Genomic DNA, 24,952 nt, shown 5'->3' on the forward strand with positions numbered 1-24,952 from the left:
GTCGGCGATGGCCGGCAGGATCGTGGTGGGCGTCGACGGATCGGAGCCCTCCCTCAAGGCGCTGAGGTGGGCGGCCGCGCAGGCCGCCCTCACCGGGGACTCCCTCCAGGCGGTGATCAGCTGGGAGTACCCGGCCTCGTGGGCGACGCTGATGCCGGGCCCGATCCCGGACTTCGACCCGGAGCAGCTCGCCAAGCAGATCCTCGACGAGGCCCTCGACAAGGCCCTCGACCCGGGGGCCGCCGCCTCCGCCACCCGTACGGTCGTCGGCGGCAACGCCCCGCAGGCCCTGCTCGACGCCGCGAGGGGCGCGAGCCTGCTCGTCGTCGGAGACCGCGGCCGCAGCGGGTTCAAGGCGGCGGTGCTGGGCTCGGTCTCCTCCCACGTCACCCAGCACGCGCCGTGCCCGGTGGTGGTCGTGCGGGGCGAGTCCGCCGGCCAGGACGGGCCCGCCTGACCCGCGGGACGGGCACCGCCCCGGCGGACGGGCGCACACCGTGCGCCCGTCCGCGGCCCGGCGCATGATGCCCTCATGGACATCAAGCTGGAACTGATCGGCGTGCCCGTCACCGACATCGACCGGGCCAAGACCTTCTACGAGCGGGTGGGCTTCCACACCGACCACGACATCCCGGTCAGCGAGGACATCCGCTTCGTCCAGATGACCCCGCCCGGCTCGGCCTGCTCGATCGCCTTCGGCAAGGGCATCACGGAGATGGCCCCGGGCTCCCTCGACAACATGCAGGTCGTCGTCGCGGACATCGAGGAGGCCCACGCCGACCTCACCGCCCGCGGCATCGAGGTCGGCGCCATCGACGACCAACCCTGGGGCTCGTTCGTCTACTTCGCCGACCCGGACGGCAACCGCTGGGCGGTCCAGCAGACCACCCCGCGGGGCAGGTGATCCGCGGGGTGGTGACTACTTGCGGTTGTAGAGCCGCATCGTGACCGCCCCGAAGACGACCACGAACAGCGCCGACCACCCCAGCGTCCAGGCGATGTCCGCGGCCGGCCGGTGGCCCGCCATCAGTTCCCGTACCGCCGTCGCCAGATGGGTCACCGGGCTGTTGTTGACGAACGCCTGGAGCCAGCCCGGCATGGTCTTCGGGTCGACGAAGACGTTGGACAGGAACGTCAGCGGGAAGATGATCATCATCGAGACGCCCATGACGGACTTCTCGCTGCGCAGCAGCAGCCCGAACATGGTCCAGATCCACGAGAACGCGAACGAGAACACCAGCAGCAGCGCGACCCCGAGCAGCACGCCGGCGATCCCGCCGTCCGGCCGGTAGCCGATGAGCATGCCGACCGTCAGCATCACGGCCGACGCGATCAGATAGCGCACGACGTCGCCGAGGAGATAGCCGACCATCGGCGCGGGCCGCCAGATCGGCAGCGTGCGGAAGCGGTCGAAGACGCCCTTCTCGATGTCGGTGTTGACCGAGACCCCCGTGTACATCGTGATCATCACGACGCTCATCACGAGGATGCCCGGCAGCAGGAACTGGATGTACGAGGAGACCGAGCCGGCCAGCGCGCCCCCGAAGAGGTACGTGTACATCAGCACCATCATGATCGGGAACGCCGTCACGTCGAACAGCTGCTCCGGCACGTGCTTGATCTTGAGCATGGCCCGCCAGCCGAAGGTCATCGAGGCGGACAGGGCGCTGGGGCGTGGTGGGCGGGACCGTCCCACGAGCAGCGCGGCGAGCTCGTCGGCCTTCGGGGCGACGAAGTCGAGCGTGTCGGCGGTCCGCTTGTCCTTGCCGGTGGTGACGGTGGTCATGCCGCCGTTCCCTTCCTGTCCGTCAGCGCCAGGAACACCTCGTCGAGGCTGGGCTGTCCGAGCCCGAAGTCGTCGACCGTGATCCCGGCCCGCGCCAGCTCCGACAGCGCCCGCGCGGCCTGCTCGGCGGCGCCGAGGTCCGTGCCGTGGCCGTCGACGGTGGCGGTGAGCGCGACCGGGTCCGGGTCGAGCTGGACGGTGCTCTTCAGGGCGTCCCGGAGGACCCGCTCCGCCTCCGGGCGCTGCTCGGCGTCCCGGAGCCGTACGTGCACCGAACCGGAGCCGACGGACGCCTTCAGCTCGCCCTTGGTGCCCTCCGCGATCACCTTGCCGTGGTCGATGACGGCGATACGGGAGGCCAGCTGGTCCGCCTCGTCCAGGTACTGGGTGGTCAGCAGGACGGTGGTGCCCTGGGCGACCACCGCGCGGACGATGTCCCAGACCTGGTTGCGGCTGCGCGGGTCGAGTCCGGTCGTCGGCTCGTCGAGGAAGAGCAGGTCGGGGGTGTTGAGGATGGAGGCGGCGATGTCGATGCGGCGGCGCATGCCGCCCGAGTAGTTCTTGATCTGCCGGTCGGCGGCCTCGGCGAGCCCGAACGCGGTGAGCAGCTGCGCGGAGCGCTCGCGGGCGGCGGGGCGGGTGTGGCCGAGCAGCCGGCCCAGCAGGACCAGGTTCTCGGTGCCGGTCAGGTCCTCGTCGACGGAGGCGTACTGGCCGGTGAGGCTGACCCGGCCGCGCACGGTGTCGGCGTCCTCGACGACGTCCTTGCCGAAGACGCGGGCGCTGCCGCCGTCGGGGCGGAGCAGGGTCGCGAGCATCTTCACGGCGGTGGTCTTGCCGGCGCCGTTGGGCCCGAGGACCCCGTAGACGGTCCCGGCGGGAACGCGCAGGTCGACGCCGTCGACGGCGCGGTTCGTGCCGAAGACCTTGACCAGGCCCTCGGTCTCGATGGCGAGGTCGGTCATACCGTCTCCTCCGGGAGGCCGCTCCTCCCAGTCTCCGTCGGCCCGCGGAGGACCGCCAGGCCGGCCCGCGCCCGGGCGGGCACGGCGGGGCGCCGGGCCCGTGGGCCCGGCGCCCCAGGGGCGGGAGCGAGGGTCAGTACGGCGCCGGGCGGCCCTGGGCGTCCTCGTGCGTATAGAACATGTAGTACGCACCGACCGCGTTGACGGCGCCGAAGGCGAGGCCGAGGCCGCTGGACGACAGGATGCTGGCATCGGAGAGGCTGAAGAGGAAGCCGACCGCGATGCCGGACAGGGCGCCCCACGCGGCGGCGCGCAGCTCGCGGGGCAGGGCGCGGCCGTGGCGCCGGAGCAGGTGGATCGACACCGCGAGGACGATGGCGGAGATCAGGCCGAGCCACAGCTGTCCCAGGGTGGTCGGGCCGCCGTGCCGGGCGACGGTGGCCGCGTAGAGGCCGTAGAGGACGCCGATGGTGACCGGGCCTCCCCAGCCGTGGGTACTGATCCGGCGCCCGGCGGGCGCCGCTGCGTGTGCGGCCATGGCAGGAGCTCCTTCGTCTCTCGCCCCCCTGGTCCCGCACCCTCCAGGGCACACCCGCGCCCGGCGCCCCGCAAGTGGATCAGCCTGCGGGCGCCCCGGGCTCGGCCGCCAGCGCGGCGAGGCGGGCGAGCGCCCCGTCGAGGACGTCGCGGGGCGGCGAGGCGAGGCCGACCCGGACGGCGTCCGGGGCCGTTCCGGTGCCCACCGCGAAGGCGCTGCCCGGGGTGACGGCGACGCCCGCGCGTGCGGCGGCGGCCGTGAAGGTCTCGGCCCGCCAGGGTGCGGGCAGGTCCCACCAGCAGTAGTAGGCGTGCGGGGAGGTGCGGAGGGCGTAGCCGTCGAGCCGGTGCAGGACGAGGGCGTGCCGGGCCCGCGTCTCGGCCCGTTTGGCCGCGACGGCCTCGGTGACGGTGCCGTCGCCGGCCCAGCGGGTGGCGGCCGCGAGGGCGAGGCCGCCGGCCGTCCAGGCGCCGGAGCGCAGGGCGTCGGCGACGGCCGTGCGCAGTCGTCCGGGCACCACGAGGTAGCCGACGGTGAGGCCGGGGGCGAGGCGCTTGGAGAGGCTGTCCACGAGGAGGACGCGCTCGGGGGCGTGGGCGGCGAGCGGGGCGGGCGCGTCCGGCAGGAGGAACGCCCAGGTGGTGTCCTCGACGGCGGTCAGGTCCAGGCTTCCGAGCAGCTCGGCGAGTTCGGCGCGGCGCCCTTCGCCGGCGGTCGCGGAGAGCGGGTTGTGCAGCGTGGGCTGGAGGTAGACGGCGGCGAGCGGCGTCGCCCGGTGGGCGGCCGCGAGCGCTTCGGGGCGTACGCCCTCGTCGTCCAGGGCGAGCGGCACGAGCCGGATGCCGAGCCGCTCGGCGACGGCCTTGACCAGGGGGTACGTGAGGGCTTCGACGCCCAGCCGGCCGCCGGGCGGGACGAGCGCGGAGAGTGCGGCGGCGATGGCCTGGCGGCCGTTGCCGGCGAAGAGGATCCGCTCGGGGTCCGGTGTCCAGCCGGGCCGGGCGAGGACGTCGGCGGCGGCCGTCCGGGCCTGCGGGGTGCCGGTCGCGGCGGCGGGCCCCGAGACGGCCTCGGCGAGGACGTCGGGGCGGGCGAGCGCGGTGAGCGCGCGGGCCATCAGCTCCGACTGGTCCTGTGCGACGGGGTAGTTCAGCTGGAGGTCGACGGGTGCGGCGCCGGTCGCCTCGGCGAGCGCGGGCCCGGGCAGCGGGGGCGCGGCGCGGACGAAGGTCCCGCGCCCGACCTCGCCGACGGCCAGGCCGCGGCGGGCGAGTTCGCCGTACACCCTGATCGCGGTGGAGTTGGCGATGCCGTGGCGGCGGGCGAAGACCCGCTGCGGCGGCAGCCGGTCGCCGGGCCGCAGCCGCCCGTCGCGTACGGCGGCCTCGACCCGGTCCGCGATCCTGCGGTACTCCTCCACCCGGAACCTCCCATTGCACCGAGAGCAAAGATCTTATTGCACCGAGTCATGGGGGCTGCCTAGCCTGCGGACATGCCCGTCACCCACACCGCCCGCACCGGGACCCGCTACCAGGACCGGGGCTCGGGCCCCGCCCTCCTGCTCGTCCACGGCCACCCCTTCGACCACACCATGTGGCAGCCCCAGATCGACCGCTTCTCCCGCACCCACCGGGTCGTCGCCCCCGACCTGCGCGGCTACGGCGCCACCCCGCTCGGCGCCGGGACCGGGCGCACCGGCCTCGACGTCTTCGCGGACGACCTCGTCGCCCTCCTCGACGAGCTGGGCATCGACGAGTGCGTCCTCGCCGGCCTCTCCATGGGCGGCCAGATCGCCATGGAGCTGTACCGCCGCCACCCCGGGCGCGTCCGCGGCCTCGTCCTCGCCGACACCTTCCCCGCCGCCGAGACCGAGGACGGCAGGAAGGCCCGGAACGCCCTGGCCGACCGGCTGCTCGCCGAGGGCATGCGCGGGTACGCCGACGAGGTACTGGACCGGATGGTCGCCCCCTACAACACCCACGCCGCGCCCCCTGTCCACCGCATGATGTGCGCCACCGACCCGGTCGCCGCGGCCGCCGCCCTGCGCGGGCGGGCCGAGCGCCCCGACTACCGCGAGACGCTCACCGCGGTCGCGGTGCCCGCGCTCGTCGTCGTGGGCCGGGACGACACGTACACCCCGGTCGCGGACGCGGAGGAGATGCACGCCCTGCTGCCCGACTCCACCCTGGTCGTCGTCGAGCGGGCCGCGCACCTGCCCAACCTGGAACGGCCCGAGGAGTTCGACGCCGCGCTCGACCGATTCCTTCGCTCACTCGTTCGGCCCAACTGAAAGTTCGGAATCGTACGAACGCTCCGACGATGGGGTCATGAGCCAGAACACCGCACCCCGCCCCCCGGGCCGCACGCAGAGCACCTCCGGAGCCTGGGCCGCCGGCGGCACCCTCTTCGCCGGCGTCCTCATGCTGGTCACCGGTTTCATGGACATCTTCCAGGGCATCGCCGGCATCGCCGAGGACGACATCTACACCCGCGTCGGCGACTACGTCTTCAAGTTCGACCTCACCACCTGGGGCTGGATCCACCTGATCCTCGGCGTCATCGTCGCCATCGCCGGCTTCGGCATCCTCAGGGGCGCCGAATGGGGCCGGGTCGCCGGCATCTCGCTGGCCTCGCTCAACCTCCTCCTCCAGTTCCTCTTCCTGCCCTACCAGCCGTGGTGGGCGCTCTTCTCCATGGCCATCTCGGTCTTCGTGATCTGGGCGCTCGCCACGGACGAGGCGTACGGCACGGACGAGAAGCACTGAGGACGGGCCCGTGACCCCCACGAGACGCACCACGGGAATCGTGCTCGCCGCCGCCACGCTCCTCGCCCTCACCGGCTGCGACGCCGCCAAGGACGCGGCCGGCGACATCGTCTCCTCCGCCACCGCCGCCGTCGCCTCGGCGGCCCAGGAGAAGATGAACGAGGTCAAGGACGGGGTGAACGCCACCGGCGACGTCAGCGCCGGCGCGACCGGCACCGACGGGGACCGCACGGTCGCCGAGATCACCGCGACCAACCCCAAGGACAAGACCGCCGACTACACCGTCATGGTCAACTTCCGCGACGGCGAGGGAAACCTCCTCGACGCGGTCGTCCTGAACATCGACGGCGTCGAGCCGGGGAAGTCCAAGTCCGGTACCGCGCGCAGCAATCGGACCCTCACCGGCGCCACGAAAGCGGAGATCTCACAGGCCCTGCGACACTGAACGGCATGGACCGAGTCCTTGCCGCCGTACCCGCGCCCGAGCCCGCACCGGAACCGGAGCCCGGGCCCGTACGCCCGCACGCACCCGTGACGAGCACCCCGCCGGCGGCCCCCGGGCCGCCGCCCCTCCGGCCCAGGCACCGCTTCGCCGCCTGGGCCGCGGGGCTGCTCCTGGCCGGGCCCGCCGTCGTCACCGGCTGCCGGCTGCTCGACACGGACGCGACCACCCCCGTCACCCAGCTGCTCGCGCTCCTGCCCTGGCTCGCCGTCCCCGCCGGGCTCGCCCTGCTCCTCGCCGCCGCCGCCCGCCGCCGCGCGCTCGCCCTCGTCGCCGTCGTCGTCCTCGGCGCCCTCGCCTGGAGCTCCCTGCCCCAGCCGCCGCGGACCGTCGCCTCCTCCGGCCCGCCGCTCGCGCGGGTCAGGGTCCTCGCCTCCAACGTCGAGTTCAGCGAGGGCACCGGGGCGCTGACCGGGATCATCCGCCGCGAACACCCCCAGCTCGTCTTCGTCTCGGAGTGCGACCGCGCCTGCCAGCGGACGCTGACCACGGCCTTCGCCGCCGAACTCCCCTACTACGCCGCCGTGGAGGCCGACGGCGCCGTCGGCTCCGTGGTGCTCAGCTCCTCTCCGCTGCGCGACTGGCGGATGATCCCGTCCACCATGGGCATGCCCGGCGCCACCGCCGACATCGCCGGCGTGTCCGTACGCCTCCAGCTCGCCCACCCCATGCCGCCGCTGCCGACGCAGGTGCCCCTGTGGAAGCGGGAACTCGGCCTGATCGCCGACGTCGCCGCACGGCCCGCGGGCCCCACGCTGATCGCCGGCGACTTCAACGCCTCCCAGGACCACGCCGCCTTCCGGCACCTCCTCGACGCGGGCCGCCTCGACGACGCGGCCCGGGCGGCGGGCGCGAGCCGCACCCCCACCTGGCCCGCCGAAGGCACCCTCCCGCCGTTCGCCCAGATCGACCACGTCCTGGTCAGCGACGACTTCGGCGTCCGCGACGTCCGCTTCCTCGACGTCGCCGGCTCCGACCACCGCGCCGTCCTCGCCGATCTCGACCTGCGCGCCGCGCGCTGATCCGCCACGCTGGAAGGCATGGACAACGAGGACATCCTGGACGACATCGGCGCCCTCGTCGAGGAAGAGCGCACCCTGAGGCAGCGCACCGGCGGCCTCCTCCCCGAGGAACGCGCCCGCCTCGCCGACCTCGAGGTGCGCCTCGACCAGTGCTGGGACCTGCTGCGGCAGCGCCGCGCCAAGGCCGAGTTCGGCGAGGACCCGGACACCGCCGCCCTCCGGCCCGCCTCCGAGGTCGAGTCCTACCGCAACTGACGTCCGGCCGGGCGAGGGTGCGCGGAGGCGGGCCGCCGGGGCCCAGTACGTTGGGGCGTATGGCACGCCCCGCTCGGCCCGTACGGCTCACTCCGCCCGCCTGGCTCACCGCCGGGCTGAAGCCCGCCCCGACCCCCATCCCGTGGGCCGCCGTCGTCCGCGCCTCCGTCGCCCTGTCCGCGCCGCTCGCCGTGGGACTCGCCGTGGGGCAGCCGGCGTACGGCGCGCTGGTCTCCATGGGCGCCCTGTCCGGAGTCATCGGGGACACCGCCGACGCCTACCGGATGCGGATCTTCAACATCGCCGTGCCCCAGCTGTTCGGCGCGCTGGGCGTCACCCTCGGCACCCTCGTCTTCGGCCACGGCTGGCTCGCCGTCGCCGCGCTCACCCTCGTCGCGCTCCTGTCCGGGATGATCTCGTCGATCGGCGCCGTCGCCTCCGTGTCCGGGCTGCTGCTCCTGCTCAACTGCGTGGTCGGCGCGGGCCTGCCGATGCCGGGCCCCTGGTGGAAGGCGCCGCTGCTGCTCGGTGTCGGCGGGCTCCTCGTCCTCGCCCTCACCCTCCTCGGCTGGCCCCTGCGCCGCGCCGCCCCCGAACGCGCCGCCGTCGCCGCGACCTACCGCTCCCTCGCCGAGCTGTACGAGGCCACGGGCACGCCCGCGTACGACGAACAGCGCCAGGCCGTCACCGCCTCCCTCAACCAGTCCTACGACCTGGTCCTGGCCCGCCGGACCCGGCAGCACGGCCGCGCCCCGAACCTGGTCCGGCTGCTCTCCCAGCTCAACGTCCTCATCCCGCTCCTGGAGGCCGCGCCCGCCGCCCACCTGCGCGCCCGGCTGATCGGCCCGCTGCCCGCGGCGATCCCGGCGGCCGTCCGGGAACTGGCGGACGCCGTCGAGGAGGGCCGCACCGGGACCCCCGCCCTGGACCTGCCCGCGCCCGAGCGGCCCGCCGAGAAGGCCGTGGACCACGCCCTGCGCCACGCGGCCGCCGTCGTCCACAAGACCGACCCCGACCCGTACAACGTCGACGACCGGCTCGGACGACCCGCCGCGCTGCGCGTCCGGGCCCGCCGGGCCGCCCGCGCCGTGCTGTTCTCCGAGGCGTCCTGGCGGTACGGCCTGCGGCTCGCGCTCTGCATCGGCCTCGCCCAGGCCCTCGTCTCGCTGATCGCCGTGCCCCGCTCGTACTGGGTCGCGCTCACCGTCACGTTCGTCATGAAGCCCGACTTCGGCTCCGTCTTCTCCCGCGCCGTGCTCCGCGCGGCCGGCACCGCCGCCGGTCTCGTCCTCGCCGCGTTCGTCCTGTCCGAGGTCCCCCGGGGATGGTGGGACGTGCCCGTGATGGTCGTCCTCGCGGCCCTGATCCCGGCCTTCTCGGCGAAGGGGTACGCCTTCCAGACCGCGGCCATCACCCCGGTCATCCTGCTGCTCTCCGACACCCTCAACCACCAGGGCTTCGACCTGGTCATGCCGCGGCTCTACGACTCGCTGATCGGCTGCGCGATCGCCCTGATCGCCGGCTACCTCCTGTGGCCCGAGTCCTGGCACACCCGGATCGGCGACCGGCTCGCCGACGCGGTCGCCGACACCGCCGCCTACGTGGAGCGGGCCTTCGGGGGCGCCGGCGACCAGGCCGGACGGCACCGGGCCCGGCGCAAGCTCTACCGGGACCTGTCGACCGTCCGCTCCGAGTTCCAGCGCGCGCTGACCGAACCGCCGCCCACCGGCACCCTGGCCGCCGCCTGGTGGCCGCTGGTCGTGGCGGTCGAGCGGATCGTGGACGCGACGACCGCGGCCCGGATCCGGGTGAACCACGGCGCCCCGGCCCCCGACCCCGCCGAGGTCCTCGCCGTCGAGCGGGAGTTGCGCGAGCTCGCCGACGGACTCCGGGCCTCCGCCACGCTCGTGGAGGTCCGCTCGGAGCTCCCGGGGGACGAGAGCGGAGTCCTCGAACCACTCCGTCAGGAGGTCCGCGCCGCCCGCGCCATCGCCAGTCCCGACCTGCGGTAAACCTCCCCCAAGGGGCGCACGGGAGAACTTACCGGCGGTCACGGAACGGAACCTTCCCCACCGCCGTTACCGGAAGCCACCCGGGCGACTACGATGCGCTCGATTCACCGTGATCCGCCACCACCGCCGGCAACCGGCCCGGCGCACGCGCCACTTCGCTCTGCCCCCACCCCGCACCGCCCCACGCCCTGCCTCACCCCCCGCGCCCCGAGGACCCGCCATGCGCACCACCACGAACAGAGGGCTCCAGCCCAACGTCCTCGGCACCTTCGACACCATCGTCATGGCCGTCGCCGGCAGCGCCCCCGCGTACTCGCTCGCCGCGACCACCGCCGTCCTCTTCGGCGCGGTCGGCTACGCCGGCCCGGCAGCCCTGCTCTACTGCGCGATACCGATGCTCGGCATCGTCCTCGCCTACGCCCGCCTCGGCCGGATCGACGTCAACGCCGGCGCCGGATACTCCTGGGTGGGCCGCACCCTCCACCCGTTCCTCGGCTTCCTCTCCGGCTGGGCCCTGGTCTTCGCCGCCACCGTGTTCATGGTCGCCGGCTCGCTGCCCGCCGGCTCCCTCACGCTCTCCCTGATCGACCCCGACCTCGCCGCGAACACCCCGCTCGCGGCCGCCGTCGGCGCCGGCTGGTTCCTGATGATGCTGCTCGTCGTCCTCGGCGGCGCCCGGCTCACCGTACGGGCGCAACTGATCATGTCCGGCGTCGAGATGCTGATCCTGCTCGGCTTCGTCCTCGCCGCCGTCGCCCACCGGGGACAGGCCACCGCCTTCGACTGGTCCTGGTTCGGCCTCGCCCGCTTCGAAGGCCCCGAGGGCTTCGCCGCCGGCGCGCTGATCGCCGCCTTCTACTACTGGGGCTGGGACGTCACCAGCAACCTCAGCGAGGAGACCCGCGACAGCCGCCGCACCGCCGGACTCGCCGCCCTCGTCGGCGTCGGGTTCGTCTTCGTCCTCTTCGAAGCGTTCACCGTCGCCGTCAACGTGCTGCTGAGCGCCGAGGAGATCCGTACCGCCGGACCCAACGTCCTCGCCGTCCTCGGCCAGGAGATCTGGCCCGGCGTCGGCGGGAAACTCCTCGTCGTCGCCGTCATCCTGTCCACCGTCGCCACCCTGGAGACCACCCTCCTCCAGGTCACCCGCTCGCTGTTCGCGATGGGCCGCGACCGGACCCTCCCGGCCGCGCTCGGCGCCGTCCACCGCCGCTGGAACACCCCGTGGGTCGCGATCGTCACCGTCGGCGGCGCCGCCCTCCTGATGTTCGCCGCCGCCGCGGCCGCCGGCTCCGTCCAGCGCATCCTCAGCGACGCCGTCGCGGCGATCGGCCTCCAGATCGCCTTCTACTACGGCCTCGCGGGCATCGCCGCCGTCGTCGCCTACAAGTCCCTCCTGCTGCGCTCCGTACGGAACCTGGTCCTCGGCGGGCTGTGGCCGCTGCTCGGCTCCGGGTTCATGCTGTGGGCCTTCGCCGAATCGCTCGGCGCACTCTCCACGACCGCCCTCACCATCGGCCTCGGCGGACTGCTCCTCGGCGTCGTCCCGCTCGTCGTGTACTGGCGCAAGGGCAGCGACTACTACCGCCCCGCCCGGCTCGACGCCGTCCGCGCCCTCGCCGCCACCCGCGACTCCGGCCCGGCGACCCCGCACGCCCGCACCGGCGACCACGACAAGAGCTACGCCACCGACTTCTGACCCGCCCCGCGACACCACGACTTCTGACGGCAGCCGCACCCGAAGGAGGCCCCCGATGGCCGTACGCCGCCGCTCCCCGCGACCGGCGCGACCGGAGCGCTTCGCGCCCGACTTCGACCCGGACTTCGGGGACCGCGCACTGACCGAAGCGCGGCACGACATCGTCATCGGCCGCTGGCAGGGCGTACGGAACCTGCTCGCCGCCACCGGGACGGACTGGGCACGCCGCACCCACCGGCTGCGGCTCCTCTCGCACGCCGCCGCCGGCAGCTCCACCGTCGAGACCTGGCGGGCCGCCGAACCGGGCAACCCCGACGCCGCCGTGCTGCGGGCCGCCACCGAGGTGGTGCGCGTCTTCGACGCGGCCATCGCGGCCGGCCGGGGCGCCGCCCTCGAACGGGGCCGCATCGACGCCGCCGTCGACGCCTGCCGGAGCGCCGCCGAGGCGGCCCCCGCCGACCCCATGCCCTGGGTGTCGCTGCTGTCGGTCGCGCGGCTCTACGAAGGCGGCGTCCCGCGCCGCGAACTGCGCCACTGGTTCGACGAGCTGCGGCGCCGCGACCCGTACAACACCGAGGGCCACATCCAGGTGCTGCGGTACTGGTCGGCGCGGTGGCACGGTACCCACGGCAGCATGTACGACTTCGCCCGCGACGCGGCGGGCGTCGCCCCGCCCGGCTCCCCGCTGCCGGTCCTCGTACAGGTGGCCCGCGTCGAGGAGTACCGGTACATCGCCGACGGGGCCCTCGGCCGGGGCCCGGTGCGCGGCTTCGACCAGCACTGGAAGCACGAGCTCGCGGTGACCGAGCTGCGCCGCACCCACGCCCGCTGGATCGGCGGACGCGACCCGCGGCAGCCGGTGGCCCCGGAAGAGGTCGCCGACCTCAACTTCCTCGCCCACGCGGCCTGCTACGCGGGCCAGGTGGAGATCGCCCGCGAGGTGCTCGGGATGCTCGGCACCCGCGCCGCCTGGGTGCCGTGGGCGTACACGGGCGACCCGGAGGAACAGTTCGTCCGCTTCAGGGAGGGCCTGGGGGTGGAGTGAGGCTCTCCGCCCCCGGCCCCTCCGGCATCAGACGCCGATGTCGCGGCCGTCCACACGCCAGACCGAGACGACCGACGGGCGGACGATCCTGCCCGGCCCGTCGGGCCACACCGACGCCGGCTTCTCGACGGAGGCGCCGTCGATCTCGCCCGGGTGCTGGACGGCGACCAGGACCCGGCGGTCCTGGACGATCGGACCGCAGGTCTCGGCGCCCCTCGGCACCGTCAGGAACTGCTTCAGCTCACCGCGCCGCTCGCCGCGCGTCGCGACGCCGAACAGGCCGTCGTGCGAGCCGAGCTGGTTGCCGTCGGTGGAGATCCACAGGTTGCCGTGCGGGTCGAACGCCACGTTGTCCGGGCAGGAGATCGGGGACACCTTCTCCTTCGGGAAGCCGGCGAAGTAGGTCGCCGGGTCGTTCGGGTCGCCCGCGACGAGGAACAGCCGCCAGGCGAAGCCGTCGCTCGACGGGTCGTCCCAGTGCTCGGCGAGTTCCAGGATCTGCCCGTGCTTGTTGAGGTTCCGCGGGTTCGCCTCGTCCACGCCCGCCTTGCCGGCCTTGCCGCGGTCCGCGTTGTTCGTCAGCGCGACGTACACGCGACCGCTGCGCGGGGACGGCTCGACGTCCTCGGGACGGTCCATCTTCGTGGCGCCGACCTTGTCACCGGCGAGGCGGGTGAAGACGTACACCTCCTCGGCCGTCATCCCGGGCACGTGCGACACGTCGCCGGTGGCCAGCGGGATCCACACGCCGGAACCGTCGAACTCGCCGTCGTTCGGGAGCTTCCCGGTGCCGTCGATCTCGGCGGCCGGCGAATCGCCCGTCAGCCTGGCGACGTACAGCGTGCCCTCGTCGAGCAGCGTCAGGTTGTGCTCACGGGCCGCCCGCGAGCCGCCCTTCTTCATCCGCTTGCTCGACACGAACTTGTAGAAGTAGTCGAACCGCTCGTCGTCGCCCATGTAGACGACCGGACGGCCGTCCTCGGTGAGCCGGGGCTGCGCGGCCTCGTGCTTGAAGCGGCCGAGCGCGGTGCGCTTGCGGGGCGTCGAGTCGGGGTCGTACGGGTCGAGCTCGACGACCCAGCCGAAGCGGTGCACCTCGTTCGGCTCCTGCTTGAGGTCGAAGCGCTTGTCGAACCGCTCCCACTTGCGCTCGGTGGCCCCGGTGCCGACGCCGTACCGCTTGTCGGTGGCGGAGCTGCCGTTGGCGAAGTACTGGTTGAAGTTCTCCTCGCCGTGCAGCGTCGTGCCCCACGGAGTGGTGCCGCCGGCGCAGTTGTTCAGCGTGCCGAGGACCTTGCGGCCCGTCGGGTCGGCGGAGGTCTTCAGCAGGTCGCTGCCGGCGGCGGGACCGGTCACCCGGAACTCGCTCGTCGTGTGCAGCCGGCGGTTCAGGTGGTGGCGGGTGACCGGGGTGAGCTTCCCGGTGCGGTGCTCCTCCTGGACGACGACGACCGACAGACCGTGCGCGGCCCAGGCGATCTCCACCTGCTCGCGGGTCGGGTTCGCGGCGTCGTAGCCGCGGAACATCAGCACCTCGTCGGTGTACTCGTGGTTCGCCACGAGCACCTGACGGCCGTGCTCGCCGCGCAGCGGCAGCAGCGACAGGAAGTCGTTGTTGTAACCGAACTGGCCCGCCTGCGCCTTCGCGGTCTGCTGCTCCGAGTCGAACGCCGGCGCGCCGCGCAGGATCGGCTCGCCCCAGCGGATGACCACGTTCTGTGCGTAGCCCTCCGGGACGGTCACCTGGTCGGCGGTGTTCGGCGCGACGGGCGCGAAGCGCAGCCCGCGGGCGCCGTCGGCGGCCTCCGGCTTCCCCGGCCACTGCGGCTTCGCCTCCGCGGCGGGCGCGTTCCCCAGGACCACCGCACCGCCGGCGGCGGACGCCACCGTCACGACCGCGGCGGCGCGCAGGGCCGAACGGCGCGACAGCACCCCGGCTATGACGTCGCCGACGTACTCGTTGTCGCTGGTGTTCGGCACCTCGTGGAAGCAGGCGTCACCACACCGGTACCGGCAGGTGAGGGCGGAACGACCGCCTCCGTGGGGGTTCGTGCTCAGCAGCGGCAGCAGTTTGCGCACTTCGTCCTCCTCCGGCGCACACTGCGCCGACATGCTGTCGGGAATCCTTCGGCCGCGACGCTATGTGTGCACCTCGGCACCGGGACGGCCGCCGAATGAACGCCGAATGAATGCGCGGCAACCGGGGGCGACCGGGGCATCGGAGGGGAGGGGGGTGGCCGCTAACCTTACGTGTCCGCCCTGGCCAGGGATGAACGCCCCGAAACGCCCAGTACGGACATTCACACCGCACCCCACTCATGCGAAAGGGTTCGCCCATGGGTATTCGGAGCATGCTGCGCAAGGTGTTCGGCCGGGACCGCGAGGAATCCCCGGCAACCTCCGTCCCGTCCCAGACGCGTGAGAGCTCCTCCACGTCCCCCGACACCCCCGAAGACGCCGCCCGCCGCAAAGCCGACGAGCTCGTGGCCGAAGCCTTCGACAACCCCCAGGTCCCCAAGGCCCGCACGGCCACGGACGCACCGGAAACGGGGACCCCGGCCGCCGCGGAGGCGGAGGCCACCACCGCCGCGGAGACGCCGGCCGCCGCGGAGGCGGAGACGCCCGCTGCCGCGGAGCCGGAAGCACCGGCTGCCGCCGACGAGCCCGAGACGGCTGTCGCCGAGGCCACGGTGGACGCCGACACCACCGTCGCCGAGGAGTCGGTGGACGCCGACACGGCCGTCGCCGAGGAGTCCGCGGACGCCGAAACGGCCGAGCCGGTCGTGACTGCCACCGCGAGCGAGCCGGAGGCCGAGGCCGCCGAGGTCGCCGACACGGCTGCCGCCGACGAGGCGGCGGAGGCGGAGCCGGAGACGGTTGCCACCGCCGAGGTCACGGAGCCCGAGGCCGCCACCGACACGGTGGACGCCGACACGGCGGAGCCCGAGGCCGCCGAGCCGGTCCCGGCCGCCACCGCGAGCGAGCCGGAGGCCGAGGTCGTCGAGGCCGCAGAGGCCGCCGACGCGGACGCCCCGGCGGAGGCGGAGCCGACGGCTGCCGCCGACGAGCCGGAGGCGGCGCCTGCCGAGGTCACGGAGCCGGAGGCGGCCACCGACACCGTGGACGCCGACACGGCGGAGCCCGAGGCCGCCGAGCCGGTCGCGGTCGCCACCGCGAGCGAGCCGGAGCCCGAAGCCGAGGTCACCGAGGTCACCGACGCGGACGCCACGGCGGAGCCGGAGGCCGACGTCGTGCAGGGGCAGCCCGCGGTCGCGGCGGCGAAGGTGAAGGCGGCGGCGCCGCACCTCGTGGACGCGTACAAGGCGGCGGGCGCGGCGCTCAAGAAGGAGGGCCTGACGGGGGCGCGGGCGGCGGTGTACCTGGTGGTGGACCGGTCCGGGTCGATGCGCGGGTACTTCAAGGACGGCTCGGTGCAGAGGCTGGCCGAGCAGACGGTGGCGCTGGCGGCGCACCTGGACGAGGACGCGGCCGTGACGACCGTGTTCTTCTCGACGGACATCGACGGGACGGCCGAGCTGACCCCGGCCGAGCTGACGCCCACCCGGGTCGAGGAGATCAACGGCACCCTCGGCCGGCTGGGCCGGACGAACTACCACCGCGCGGTGGAGGAGGTCCTGGCCCACCACGAGAAGAACGACCCGGCCCGTCCCGCCGTGGTGGTGTTCCAGACGGACGGCGCGCCGGAGTCGAAGACGGCGGCGGCGCAGGCGCTGGCCGAGGCGGCGGACCGGCCGCTCCGGTGGCGGTTCGTGGTGTGGGGCGAGGAGGACAACAAGGCGTTCGACTTCCTGCGGAAGCTCGACGGCCCGCCCGGTACCGCCGTGCACTTCGCGGGCACGGCCCCGGTCGAGACGCCGCACGCCGCCTTCTACCGCGGGCTGCTGGCCGGCCTGGAGTTCTAGGTCCTGTCCGGCACGTCCCGCCCGGCTCTTCCGGACGGGACCCGGCCGGCGGGAGCGGTGACGGTGACCGGCAGGGTCACCGTCACCACCAGACCGCCGCCGTCGCCCGCGTCCCGCGCGACGGCCGTGGCCGCGCCGCCGTGGGCGACGGCGATCGAGCGGACGATGGAGAGCCCGAGGCCGGCGCCGGGGCCCATCCGGTCCCGGCCCTCTCCTCGCCTGAAGGGTTCGAAGAGCCCGTCGACGTCCGCCGCGCGGACGACGGGCCCGGTGTTGAGCACGGTGAGGACGCCGTCCGCGACCCGTACCTCGACGAGACCGCCCGGCACGTTGTGGGTGAAGGCGTTCTCGACGAGGTTGCGGACGAGCTGCCCGAGCAGCACCCGGCTTCCCCGTACGACTCCGCCGCCGGCGACCACGGTCGCGTCCGGGTACTCCTCCGTGACGACGTCGCCGAGCGGCACGTCCTCCTTCTCCGCGAGTCCGCGCTCGCCGCGGGCGAGGAGCAGCAGCCCGTCGATGAGGCGTTCGCTGCGCCGGTTGGTGTCGAGGAGGAGCTGCCGCACGTCGCAGGTGTCGTCGAGGCCGATCTGGATGGCCGCGCGCTGGGTGGCGAGCGGGGTGCGCAGTTCGTGGGAGGCGTTGGCGATGAACCGGCGCTGGCTGTCGAAGGCGGTTTCGAGGCGGCCGAGGAGCGCGTCGAGGGTGTCGCCGAGTTCCTTGAGTTCGTCGTCGGGCCCGCGGACCGCCAGCCTCCCCCAGGCGCCGCCCGGGGGGACCCCGACGTGCGGGTTCCGTTCGGAGAGCCGCCGCGCCCGGGCGGTCATCTCGTGGACGGGCCGCAGGACCCGCCCGGCGGTCCACCATCCGACGACGACGGCGCCGCAGGCGACGACGAGCAGGGCCAGGCCCGACCACATGAGCATCTGTTCGCCGGCGGCCCGGCTGATGTCGTCGCCGAGCCGGTACGCCTCCACCGCGACGGCCTGGTCCGCGCGGGCCACGATGGCGTCCGCCTCCCCGTGCGTACCGGCTCTGACCAGCAGGTTCACCACGATCAGCAGGACCGCTCCGAGGACCAGGAAGACGCCTCCGTAGACGAGCGCGATGCGGGTGCGGATGGTGGACCCGGCGCCGAGCAGGGCGTCGTTCACAGCACGTACCCGACGCCCTGCAGGGTCCGGATGAGTCCGGGTTCGCCGACTTTCGCGCGGAGCTTGCTCATGCAGACGCGGACGGCGCCGGTGAAGGGGTCGGCGTGGGCGTCCCAGGCGCGTTCGAGGAGTTCCTCGGCGGAGACGGCGGCGCCGTCGGCCTCCAGGAGGATCTGGAGGACGGAGAACTCCTTGGGGGTGAGGTCGAGGTCCCGCCCGTCGCGGGTGGCGGTCCGCCGGACGGTGTCCATGAGCAGGCCGTCCCGGGCGAGGAGGGGCGGGAGCGCGGGGCGGGCGGTGCGGCGGCGGAGGGCCCGGACGCGGGAGACGAGCTCGGGGAACTCGAAGGGTTTGCCGAGGTAGTCGTCGGCGCCGAGGTCGAGGCCCCCGACGCGGTCCTCCACGGCGGTGGCGGCGGTGAGCATGAGGATGCGGGTGGGGGAGCCGGCGGCGACGAGCCGCCGGGCCACGTCGTCGCCGTGGACGCGGGGCAGGTCGCGGTCGAGGACGAGGACGTCGTAGGAGTGGAGGCCGAGCCGCTCCAGGGCGTCGGCGCCGTCGTGGGCGGTGTCGACGGCGAAGCCGGCCCGCCGCAGGCCGGTGGCGACGAGCGCGGCGAGGTCCCGCTCGTCCTCGGCTACCAGTACGCGCATGGGCTCCATCCTCCCCGCCCCCGGCCCGCCACCGGTCCCCGGGGTTTATCGATGTGAAGGGAGCTTCGGCGGCCCGTTAGGATTTCGGCCATGGCGGCCACTGGAACCGAGAAGCAGGGGACGAAGGCGTTCTACGTCACGACCCCCATCTACTACGTCAACGACGCTCCTCACCTGGGCCACGCCTACACGACCGTCGCAGGCGACGTGCTCACGCGCTGGCACCGTCAGCGCGGCGAGAAGGTGTGGTTCCTCACCGGCACGGACGAGCACGGTCAGAAGATCATGCGCACGGCCGAGGCGAACGACGTCACGCCCCAGGCATGGTGCGACAAGCTCGTCGAGGAGGCGTGGAAGCCCCTCTGGGAGCACCTGAACATCGCGAACGACGACTTCATCCGCACCACGCAGAAGCGTCACACGGACCGCGTGCAGGAGTTCGTGCAGGACCTGTACGACAAGGACGAGATCTACAAGGGCGGCTACGAAGGCCCGTACTGCGTGGGCTGTGAGGAGTACAAGCTCCCCGCCGATCTCATCGAGGCCGAGGACGGCACGAAGCTGTGCGCCGTCCACAAGAAGCCGGTGGAGATCCTCAAGGAGGAGAACTACTTCTTCAAGCTGAGCGAGTACGGCCCGAAGCTCCTGGAGTTCTACGAGGCGAACCCGGGCTTCATCCAGCCGGAGTCGGCCCGCAACGAGGTGCTGAACTTCGTCAAGCAGGGCCTCGACGACCTCTCCATCTCGCGCTCGACGTTCGACTGGGGCGTCCCGGTGCCGTGGGACGACAAGCACGTCATCTACGTGTGGATCGACGCCCTCCTGAATTACGCGACGGCCGTCGGCTACGGCGCCGACCAGGCGAAGTTCGACGAGACCTTCCCGGCGAACGTCCACCTCATCGGCAAGGACATCCTCCGCTTCCACGCGATCATCTGGCCGGCGATGCTGATGGCGCAGGGCCTGCCGGTCCCGGGCCGCGTGGCCGCGAACGGCTGGCTGATGGTCGGCGGCGAGAAGATGTCGAAGTCGAACCTGACCGGCATCAAGCCGCAGGACCTGACCTCGCACTTCGGCGTGGACGCGTACCGCTGGTACTTCCTGCGGGCGATCGCGTTCGGCCAGGACGGCTCGTTCTCGTGGGAGGACTTCACCGCCCGCTACACCTCCGAGCTGGCCAACGACTACGGCAACCTCGCCTCGCGCGTGGCGGCCATGGTCGGCAAGTACTTCGGCGGCGCGCTGCCGGCGTCGACCGCCGACGGCGACGCGGAGAAGGCGATCCACGAGGGCCTGGCCAAGGCCGTCGCGACCGCCGACGCCAAGATCGGCGAGGAGCTGGACTTCCAGGCCGGCATCCTGGCGATCTTCGACTTCGTGAAGCAGGTCAACGGCTACATCACGGAGCAGGAGCCCTGGAAGGTCGCGAAGGACGAGTCGGAGGAGGGCCAGGCCCGCCTGGCGACCATCCTCTACACGGCCGCCGAGTCGCTCCGCGCCGTCGCCGTCCTGCTCAACCCGATCATGCCCGAGACCTCGCAGGCCCTCTGGGACTCCCTCGGCGCCGAGGCGTCCCTGGGCGCCCTGGCCGCGCAGCCGGTCCAGGACGCGGGCGCGTGGGGCAAGCTCGCCGCCGGCGCCACGGTGACGAAGGGCGCGGTGCTCTTCCCGCGCCTCGAGGAGCCGAAGAAGGACTGACCCCGGTCGTCCGTACACGGCGGAGGCCGCCGTCCCCCTTCCGCAGGGGGGCGGCGGCCTCCGCCGTTCGCGCCGGCCGTCACCAGGTCAGGGCCAGGGCGGCGACGGCGGGGGCCATGTAGACCAGCGGGAAGGGTGCGTGGCCGTAGGCGCGGGCCCGGAGCACGGTGATCACGGCGCCGGCGAAGTACAGGATCAGGCCGATCGCGGCGAGGGTGCCGATCACCGGGACCCAGAACCCGGCGACGAGCCCGACCGCTCCGGCGGCCTTGGCGGCGCCGAGCAGGTTCCACCAGCTCCGCGGCACCCCGTACTCCGCCAGCGGCTCGACGACGAACTTCGCCTTGAAGAAGATCGACGCCCCCGAGAACCCGGCCATGAACGCGGCGACGGCGGTGACGACTACGGCGGTGGTGGACATCTCGGCGAGCATCTCTGCGGCTCCTTCGGCCTTCTCCGTGTCCGCCTCGATCGAGCCGGACACCCCACTGACGGAGCGGGGCCCGGAAGTGTGACCGCCCGCGCGGAAACCAGCGGGACTCGGCCGTCATCCCTACGGGTTCCCCAGCTGCTCCCCGGGCCGGCCCGGGGAAACACCCAGGTCAGGCCGAGGGTGCGGCCGAGGCGCCCGGCTGCGCTCCCGCGTCGGCACCCGTGTGGGTCTCGTCGGGGTCCACGCCCATGGTCAGCGTGGCGAGGACCCCCTTGGCGATCCTGCCCTTCCGGTACGTGAGGGTGAGGAGGCCGCCCTCGGCGCCGTTTCCGGGGTAGATGGTGTCGTCGTCGAGAGTCGTGCGCTCCGTGGTGCTGGTGGAGTACGGCGCGACCTTCGCCGAGTCCAGGACCGCGCTCTCCGCGAAGAACAGCTGCCCGGTGTGGCAGGTGCGCCCGCCCTCGTACCCGGACTCCGTCATCTTCCCGCCCACGTGCACCTTGGTGTGGACGTGCACGCACCGCCCCCGGTACCACCCGGGGAACACCGTCCGGAACTCCACGTACCCGTGCTTGTCGGTGAGTTGGGTGCCGCGCAGGTACCGCTTGTCGTCGGTGGGCTCCTCGTGCCCGCCGCCACCGCCGCCACCGGGGCCGCCGGTCGGAGGCGTTCCGGTCGGCGGAGTGCCGGTGGGCGCGTCGGTGGGAGGCGTGCCGGTCGGCGGGGTGCCGCCGCCGGGGGCTCCGCCGCCGCCCGTGCTGAGGCTCTCGTACCCCGAGTAGATGCCCAGGGCGTCGCAGTGCCAGATGTCGACGGCGGCACCCTTCAGCGGCTTGCAGGTGTCGGAGTCGACCACCTTCAGGCGGACGGTCATCGGGATGCCCTCCCGGTCCTCCGTGATGTCCCTCCGGATCTTGTCCGCGTCGATGTAGTACGGGCCTTCGGTCGTCTCCGAGGTCAGCCGGTAACAGACCTCCCCGGTCGCCCCCTTGCCCTTGCCCTCGCTTCCGCCCCGGCCCCCGGCCGTTCCGGCGGAGGCCGTCGCCACCACGGCGGTCCCGAGTCCGGCGGCCACCACCGCCCCGCCCCCGAGGACCATCAACCGCCGCCGCGTCATGTCCTTCTTGTGCGCGGGTCCCTGAAGTTCGCTCTTCTCGCTCATGCCCCGCACGCTAGGCAGCCCGCCTGTCAGGGACATGGGCAAACCCTGTGACTTGCTGTGCGCACGACCGGGCCGCACGGAGTTCGACGTCGCCGGTCCACCGGGGTCCGCACCCCTGGTCACCGGTGCGGCGGTCGGTCTCCCCAAGTAACCCCAGAGGGAAAGAAACCCGACCAAGCCCCACCCTTTCCCGCCCGGAAGCGAGCCCTCACTCACGAGAGTGAAAAACGCCAACTCGGCTGGCTTCGGGGTGGGTTGTTTGATCTACGCTCTGCGCAACAGAGCCGAACGCAGACATGCGTCGGCCCTCGCCGGGACGGCCATCCCAGTGCGAGGGCCTGACCACCAAGGAAGAAGACCCTTCCCGATGGATAGCCAGAACCCTAGCGCCCAGGCGCCCATCCCGTCCCGCGACAACACCAACAACCACCCTTCCCGGGGGACTTCCGGCGGAGTGGTGCACGACAACACCCGCCACTCCACTCACTTCACGGTGATCGGCAACCACCTCGCACAGCACGCGGCGCTCTCGCTGACGGCGATCGGCCTGGCGACCCACATCCAGTCGCTGCCGGCCGGGTCCCTCGTCGACATCAGGTCACTGGCCCGCCGCTTCCCGGAGGGCACGACCCGCATCGCCGCCGCCCTGCGCGAGCTGGAGGCCCACGGCTACCTGCGCCGCAGCAAGGAACGCACGGCGGCCGGGCGGGTCGTCACCCGCACGGTCTCCTGCAACCGGCCCGGTCGTACGGGCGGAGGCCCAGGACGAACGAGCCGCCCCTCCGGCCGCACCGGCGGCGGAGACGCCCCCCGACCGAGGCCCGAGCCGGAGCCCCCGCCACGGCGGCGTGAGAGCCAGGAGCCCCCGCCACGGCGGCGTGAGAAGCCGGAGCCTCGCCGCCGCGCCGCCCTCCCGCCCGTACCACGGCCCGCCTACCCCACGCCCGACCTTCTCCAGACGGCCGTCGGGATCCTCTCCGGCCTCCGCAGGTCCGACCCGCGTCTTCTGATCTCCGCCTCGGACGCCGAGCACCTCGCGCCGGGCGTCGTCGCCTGGCTGGAGCGCGACCTCACCCCCGAGTCCGTCCACCGCGCCCTCCCCCCGGAGCCCCTCCACCGCCCCGCCGCCCTCATCGCCCACCGCCTGACGGCCGAACTCCCACCCCTGCCCCCGTTCCGCCCACCGACCCGCCCGGCCGTCCCCCATCCCCTCCACAACTGCGACACCTGCGACCGCGCCTACCGAGGCCCCGAACCGGGCGCCTGCAACGACTGCCATACGGAGGAATCCCCTCGTCGGCACACCCCATGAAGCGATGCACCGGCCGTCGAGGCGCAAGGGAAGAAGGACCCCGCGAAACCGGGGCGAGCGGGGCGTATGGCACCGCCTCCTCCGCCGAGGAGATCTTCGCGGAGGACGACGTGTAGCCCTCGCGGCACACACACGTCGGAAGGGCCCGGAATCCGTGTGGATTCCGGGCCCTTCCGTCAGGTGCCGGGCTGTTTACCGCGCCGCGTCCGGGTGGACCGACTCCGTGACCGGGCGGTCCTCCGCGGCCTTCTTCTCGACGGGCTTGCGGAGCTGGATGTTCAGCTCGCGCAGGCGGGACTCGTCGAGCTCGGTGGGGGCGCCCATGAGGAGGTCCTGGGCGTTGCCGTTGAGCGGGAAGGCGATGGTCTCGCGGATGTTGGGCTCGTCGGCGAGGAGCATGACGATGCGGTCGACGCCGGGGGCGATGCCGCCGTGCGGCGGGGCGCCGTACTCGAAGGCGCGGAGCATGCCGGCGAACTCGTGCTCGACGGTCTCCTTCGAGTAGCCCGCGATCTCGAACGCCTTGAACATGATCTCGGGCTCGTGGTTCCGGATGGCGCCGGAGGAGAGCTCGATGCCGTTGCAGACGATGTCGTACTGCCAGCCGAGGACGTCCAGCGGGTCCTGGGTCTCCAGGGCCTCGAGGCCGCCCTGCGGCATGGAGAACGGGTTGTGCGAGAAGTCGATCTTGCCGGTCTCCTCGTCCCGCTCGTACATCGGGAAGTCGACGATCCACGCGAAGCGGAAGACGTTCTCCTCGAACTGGCCGGCGCGCTTGGCGGCCTCGACCCGGACCGGGCCCATGATCTTGGAGACCTCGTCGAACTCGCCCGCGCCGAAGAAGATCGCGTGGCCGGGCTCCAGGCCCAGACGCTCGGCGAGGACCTTGACGTTCTCCTCGGTGAGGAACTTGGCGATGGGGCCGGTGAGGGCGTTGCCCTCGCCGACGCGGACCCAGGCCAGGCCCTTGGCGCCGAGGGAGACCGCGAAGTCGCCGAGCTGGTCGAAGAACTTGCGCGGCTGGTCGCCGGTGTTCGGGACGGCGAGCGCGCGGACGTGCTTGCCGGCGAACGCCTTGAACTCGGAGTTCTCGAAGACGTCCGAGATGTCGACGAGTTCGAGGGCGGTGCGCAGGTCGGGCTTGTCGTTGCCGTACTTGAGCATCGACTCGCGGAACGGGATCCGCGGGAACGGCGAGGTGACGTGGCGGCCGCCGCCGAACTCCTCGAAGAGCTCGGTCATGAGCTTCTCGATCGGCTGGAAGACGTCCTCCTGCTCGACGAACGACATCTCGACGTCGAGCTGGTAGAACTCGCCCGGCGAGCGGTCGGCGCGGGCGTCCTCGTCGCGGAAGCAGGGCGCGATCTGGAAGTACCGGTCGAAGCCGGAGATCATCAGCAGCTGCTTGAACTGCTGGGGCGCCTGCGGGAGCGCGTAGAACTTGCCCGGGTTGAGGCGGGACGGGACGACGAAGTCGCGGGCGCCCTCGGGGGAGGTCGCGGCGAGGATCGGGGTCGCCATCTCGTTGAAGCCGAGGGCCACCATCTTGGAGCGGATGGAGGCGATGACGGCGGACCGCAGCATGATGTTGCGGTGCATGCGCTCGCGGCGCAGGTCGAGGAAGCGGTACTCCAGGCGCCGCTCCTCGTTGACGCCGTCGTCGGCGTTGATGGTGAAGGGGATCTGCTTGGCGGCGCCCAGGACCTCGACGGAGGCGGCCTCGATCTCGATCTCGCCGGTCGGCAGCTCGGGGTTGACGTTCTCCGCGCCGCGGGAGACGACCTTGCCGTCCACGCGGACGACGGTCTCCTTGGTCAGCTTGTCGAGGACCTCGGCGGCGGCGGTGCCGGGGCGGGCGACGAGCTGCGTGATGCCGTAGTGGTCGCGCAGATCGATGAAGAGGATGCCGCCCAGGTCGCGCCGATTGTGCAGCCAGCCGCTCAGCCGGACGTCGGTGCCGACGTCAGAGGCGCGGAGCTCGCCGCAGGTGTGGGACCTGTACCGATGCATCGTCGTTCATCCAGTCTT

The 24,952-nt window shown here is 73.0% G+C and carries 23 protein-coding genes; 13 read left to right on the forward strand and 10 right to left on the reverse strand.

Annotated features, from left to right (window positions below):
* Window positions 1-7 precede the first annotated feature (7 nt).
* Both ACFVZH_RS15955 and ACFVZH_RS15960 read left to right on the forward strand, forming a co-directional pair.
* Complete coding sequence (locus tag ACFVZH_RS15955) at window positions 8-457, forward strand: universal stress protein (RefSeq protein ID WP_384897575.1); 450 nt, start codon at window positions 8-10, stop codon at window positions 455-457.
* 75 nt (window positions 458-532) lie between these two features.
* Complete coding sequence (locus tag ACFVZH_RS15960) at window positions 533-904, forward strand: VOC family protein (RefSeq protein ID WP_384897577.1); 372 nt, start codon at window positions 533-535, stop codon at window positions 902-904.
* Window positions 905-919: 15 nt separating this feature from the next.
* Here ACFVZH_RS15960 and ACFVZH_RS15965 read toward each other — a convergent pair whose 3' ends face one another.
* The 4 genes from ACFVZH_RS15965 to ACFVZH_RS15980 form a co-directional block, all read right to left on the reverse strand.
* Window positions 920-1,786, reverse strand: coding sequence for an ABC transporter permease (locus ACFVZH_RS15965; RefSeq protein ID WP_384897579.1), 867 nt, complete (start codon window positions 1,784-1,786; stop codon window positions 920-922).
* Complete coding sequence (locus tag ACFVZH_RS15970; RefSeq protein WP_384897581.1) at window positions 1,783-2,751, reverse strand: ATP-binding cassette domain-containing protein; 969 nt, start codon at window positions 2,749-2,751, stop codon at window positions 1,783-1,785. The genes ACFVZH_RS15965 and ACFVZH_RS15970 overlap by 4 nt, the downstream gene beginning before the upstream one ends.
* Before the next feature lie 133 nt (window positions 2,752-2,884).
* Complete coding sequence (locus tag ACFVZH_RS15975) at window positions 2,885-3,289, reverse strand: hypothetical protein (RefSeq protein WP_384897583.1); 405 nt, start codon at window positions 3,287-3,289, stop codon at window positions 2,885-2,887.
* 79 nt (window positions 3,290-3,368) lie between these two features.
* On the reverse strand, window positions 3,369-4,709 hold the full coding sequence (locus tag ACFVZH_RS15980) for a PLP-dependent aminotransferase family protein (protein WP_384897584.1): 1,341 nt from the start codon (window positions 4,707-4,709) through the stop codon (window positions 3,369-3,371).
* A 72-nt stretch (window positions 4,710-4,781) separates the two neighbouring features.
* On the opposite strand from ACFVZH_RS15980, the gene ACFVZH_RS15985 reads away from it, so the two are divergent.
* The 8 genes from ACFVZH_RS15985 to ACFVZH_RS16020 all read left to right on the forward strand — a co-directional run bounded on the left by ACFVZH_RS15985 (window position 4,782) and on the right by ACFVZH_RS16020 (window position 12,589).
* Entirely contained in the window at window positions 4,782-5,579 is a 798-nt protein-coding gene (locus ACFVZH_RS15985) for an alpha/beta fold hydrolase (RefSeq protein ID WP_384897586.1), read from the forward strand.
* A gap of 37 nt (window positions 5,580-5,616) precedes the next feature.
* Window positions 5,617-6,054 carry a hypothetical protein gene (locus tag ACFVZH_RS15990; RefSeq protein WP_384897587.1) on the forward strand — a complete coding sequence of 146 codons (438 nt, stop codon included), beginning with the start codon at window positions 5,617-5,619 and terminating at the stop codon, window positions 6,052-6,054.
* Window positions 6,055-6,064: 10 nt separating this feature from the next.
* Entirely contained in the window at window positions 6,065-6,499 is a 435-nt protein-coding gene (locus ACFVZH_RS15995) for a hypothetical protein (protein ID WP_384897589.1), read from the forward strand.
* Between the two features lie 5 nt (window positions 6,500-6,504).
* The gene (locus ACFVZH_RS16000) at window positions 6,505-7,578 is read left to right on the forward strand and encodes an endonuclease/exonuclease/phosphatase family protein (protein ID WP_384897590.1); all 1,074 of its coding nucleotides are present in this window, start codon (window positions 6,505-6,507) and stop codon (window positions 7,576-7,578) included.
* Between the two features lie 18 nt (window positions 7,579-7,596).
* Window positions 7,597-7,833, forward strand: coding sequence for a DUF2630 family protein (locus ACFVZH_RS16005; RefSeq protein WP_384897592.1), 237 nt, complete (start codon window positions 7,597-7,599; stop codon window positions 7,831-7,833).
* Window positions 7,834-7,892: 59 nt separating this feature from the next.
* Window positions 7,893-9,845, forward strand: a complete 1,953-nt coding sequence (locus ACFVZH_RS16010; protein WP_384897594.1) for an FUSC family protein — start codon at window positions 7,893-7,895, stop codon at window positions 9,843-9,845.
* A gap of 220 nt (window positions 9,846-10,065) precedes the next feature.
* Entirely contained in the window at window positions 10,066-11,544 is a 1,479-nt protein-coding gene (locus ACFVZH_RS16015) for an APC family permease (protein ID WP_384897596.1), read from the forward strand.
* Window positions 11,545-11,599: 55 nt separating this feature from the next.
* The gene (locus ACFVZH_RS16020) at window positions 11,600-12,589 is read left to right on the forward strand and encodes a hypothetical protein (protein WP_384897598.1); all 990 of its coding nucleotides are present in this window, start codon (window positions 11,600-11,602) and stop codon (window positions 12,587-12,589) included.
* A gap of 27 nt (window positions 12,590-12,616) precedes the next feature.
* On the opposite strand, the gene ACFVZH_RS16025 is transcribed toward ACFVZH_RS16020, so the two are convergent.
* Window positions 12,617-14,668 (reverse strand): PhoX family protein, encoded by a 2,052-nt coding sequence (locus ACFVZH_RS16025; RefSeq protein ID WP_384897753.1) that lies wholly within the window; start codon window positions 14,666-14,668, stop codon window positions 12,617-12,619.
* A 257-nt stretch (window positions 14,669-14,925) separates the two neighbouring features.
* Here ACFVZH_RS16025 and ACFVZH_RS16030 point away from each other — a divergent pair, with 257 nt between their 5' ends.
* A complete protein-coding gene (locus tag ACFVZH_RS16030; protein WP_384897600.1) occupies window positions 14,926-16,512 on the forward strand; it encodes a VWA domain-containing protein in 1,587 nt (528 codons plus the stop codon).
* Here the strand turns inward: ACFVZH_RS16030 and ACFVZH_RS16035 are convergent.
* Window positions 16,509-17,666 (reverse strand): sensor histidine kinase, encoded by a 1,158-nt coding sequence (locus ACFVZH_RS16035; protein WP_384897602.1) that lies wholly within the window; start codon window positions 17,664-17,666, stop codon window positions 16,509-16,511. The two genes, ACFVZH_RS16030 and ACFVZH_RS16035, sit on opposite strands and share 4 nt — an antisense overlap.
* Window positions 17,663-18,319 (reverse strand): response regulator transcription factor, encoded by a 657-nt coding sequence (locus ACFVZH_RS16040; protein ID WP_384897604.1) that lies wholly within the window; start codon window positions 18,317-18,319, stop codon window positions 17,663-17,665. The genes ACFVZH_RS16035 and ACFVZH_RS16040 overlap by 4 nt, the downstream gene beginning before the upstream one ends.
* A 90-nt stretch (window positions 18,320-18,409) precedes the next feature.
* Here ACFVZH_RS16040 and metG point away from each other — a divergent pair, with 90 nt between their 5' ends.
* On the forward strand, window positions 18,410-20,017 hold the full coding sequence (gene metG, locus ACFVZH_RS16045) for a methionine--tRNA ligase (protein ID WP_384897605.1): 1,608 nt from the start codon (window positions 18,410-18,412) through the stop codon (window positions 20,015-20,017).
* A gap of 79 nt (window positions 20,018-20,096) precedes the next feature.
* Here metG and ACFVZH_RS16050 read toward each other — a convergent pair whose 3' ends face one another.
* Window positions 20,097-20,438 (reverse strand): DoxX family protein, encoded by a 342-nt coding sequence (locus tag ACFVZH_RS16050; protein WP_384897754.1) that lies wholly within the window; start codon window positions 20,436-20,438, stop codon window positions 20,097-20,099.
* Window positions 20,439-20,619: 181 nt separating this feature from the next.
* Window positions 20,620-21,612 carry an intradiol ring-cleavage dioxygenase gene (locus ACFVZH_RS16055; RefSeq protein WP_384897607.1) on the reverse strand — a complete coding sequence of 331 codons (993 nt, stop codon included), beginning with the start codon at window positions 21,610-21,612 and terminating at the stop codon, window positions 20,620-20,622.
* 367 nt (window positions 21,613-21,979) lie between these two features.
* Between ACFVZH_RS16055 and ACFVZH_RS16060 the strand changes: the two genes are divergently transcribed.
* Window positions 21,980-22,924 carry a helix-turn-helix domain-containing protein gene (locus ACFVZH_RS16060; protein WP_384897609.1) on the forward strand — a complete coding sequence of 315 codons (945 nt, stop codon included), beginning with the start codon at window positions 21,980-21,982 and terminating at the stop codon, window positions 22,922-22,924.
* Between the two features lie 192 nt (window positions 22,925-23,116).
* On the opposite strand, the gene aspS is transcribed toward ACFVZH_RS16060, so the two are convergent.
* Window positions 23,117-24,934, reverse strand: coding sequence for an aspartate--tRNA ligase (gene aspS / locus ACFVZH_RS16065; protein WP_384897611.1), 1,818 nt, complete (start codon window positions 24,932-24,934; stop codon window positions 23,117-23,119).
* Window positions 24,935-24,952 lie beyond the last annotated feature (18 nt).

Source organism: Streptomyces sp. NPDC059534 (assembly GCF_042743475.1).
GTDB lineage: Bacteria > Actinomycetota > Actinomycetes > Streptomycetales > Streptomycetaceae > Streptomyces.

What these genes read in the sequence shown, in the direction of transcription:
- ACFVZH_RS15955 (WP_384897575.1), top strand. Translation starts at nt 8, where the DNA reads ATGGCCGGCAGGATCGTGGTGGGCGTCGACGGATCGGAGCCCTCCCTC.
- ACFVZH_RS15960 (WP_384897577.1), top strand. Translation starts at nt 533, where the DNA reads ATGGACATCAAGCTGGAACTGATCGGCGTGCCCGTCACCGACATCGAC.
- ACFVZH_RS15965 (WP_384897579.1), bottom strand. Translation starts at nt 1,786, where the DNA reads ATGACCACCGTCACCACCGGCAAGGACAAGCGGACCGCCGACACGCTC.
- ACFVZH_RS15970 (WP_384897581.1), bottom strand. Translation starts at nt 2,751, where the DNA reads ATGACCGACCTCGCCATCGAGACCGAGGGCCTGGTCAAGGTCTTCGGC.
- ACFVZH_RS15975 (WP_384897583.1), bottom strand. Translation starts at nt 3,289, where the DNA reads ATGGCCGCACACGCAGCGGCGCCCGCCGGGCGCCGGATCAGTACCCAC.
- ACFVZH_RS15985 (WP_384897586.1), top strand. Translation starts at nt 4,782, where the DNA reads ATGCCCGTCACCCACACCGCCCGCACCGGGACCCGCTACCAGGACCGG.
- ACFVZH_RS15990 (WP_384897587.1), top strand. Translation starts at nt 5,617, where the DNA reads ATGAGCCAGAACACCGCACCCCGCCCCCCGGGCCGCACGCAGAGCACC.
- ACFVZH_RS16000 (WP_384897590.1), top strand. Translation starts at nt 6,505, where the DNA reads ATGGACCGAGTCCTTGCCGCCGTACCCGCGCCCGAGCCCGCACCGGAA.
- ACFVZH_RS16005 (WP_384897592.1), top strand. Translation starts at nt 7,597, where the DNA reads ATGGACAACGAGGACATCCTGGACGACATCGGCGCCCTCGTCGAGGAA.
- ACFVZH_RS16010 (WP_384897594.1), top strand. Translation starts at nt 7,893, where the DNA reads ATGGCACGCCCCGCTCGGCCCGTACGGCTCACTCCGCCCGCCTGGCTC.
- ACFVZH_RS16015 (WP_384897596.1), top strand. Translation starts at nt 10,066, where the DNA reads ATGCGCACCACCACGAACAGAGGGCTCCAGCCCAACGTCCTCGGCACC.
- ACFVZH_RS16020 (WP_384897598.1), top strand. Translation starts at nt 11,600, where the DNA reads ATGGCCGTACGCCGCCGCTCCCCGCGACCGGCGCGACCGGAGCGCTTC.
- ACFVZH_RS16030 (WP_384897600.1), top strand. Translation starts at nt 14,926, where the DNA reads ATGGGTATTCGGAGCATGCTGCGCAAGGTGTTCGGCCGGGACCGCGAG.
- ACFVZH_RS16040 (WP_384897604.1), bottom strand. Translation starts at nt 18,319, where the DNA reads ATGCGCGTACTGGTAGCCGAGGACGAGCGGGACCTCGCCGCGCTCGTC.
- metG (WP_384897605.1), top strand. Translation starts at nt 18,410, where the DNA reads ATGGCGGCCACTGGAACCGAGAAGCAGGGGACGAAGGCGTTCTACGTC.
- ACFVZH_RS16050 (WP_384897754.1), bottom strand. Translation starts at nt 20,438, where the DNA reads ATGTCCACCACCGCCGTAGTCGTCACCGCCGTCGCCGCGTTCATGGCC.
- ACFVZH_RS16055 (WP_384897607.1), bottom strand. Translation starts at nt 21,612, where the DNA reads ATGAGCGAGAAGAGCGAACTTCAGGGACCCGCGCACAAGAAGGACATG.
- ACFVZH_RS16060 (WP_384897609.1), top strand. Translation starts at nt 21,980, where the DNA reads ATGGATAGCCAGAACCCTAGCGCCCAGGCGCCCATCCCGTCCCGCGAC.
- aspS (WP_384897611.1), bottom strand. Translation starts at nt 24,934, where the DNA reads ATGCATCGGTACAGGTCCCACACCTGCGGCGAGCTCCGCGCCTCTGAC.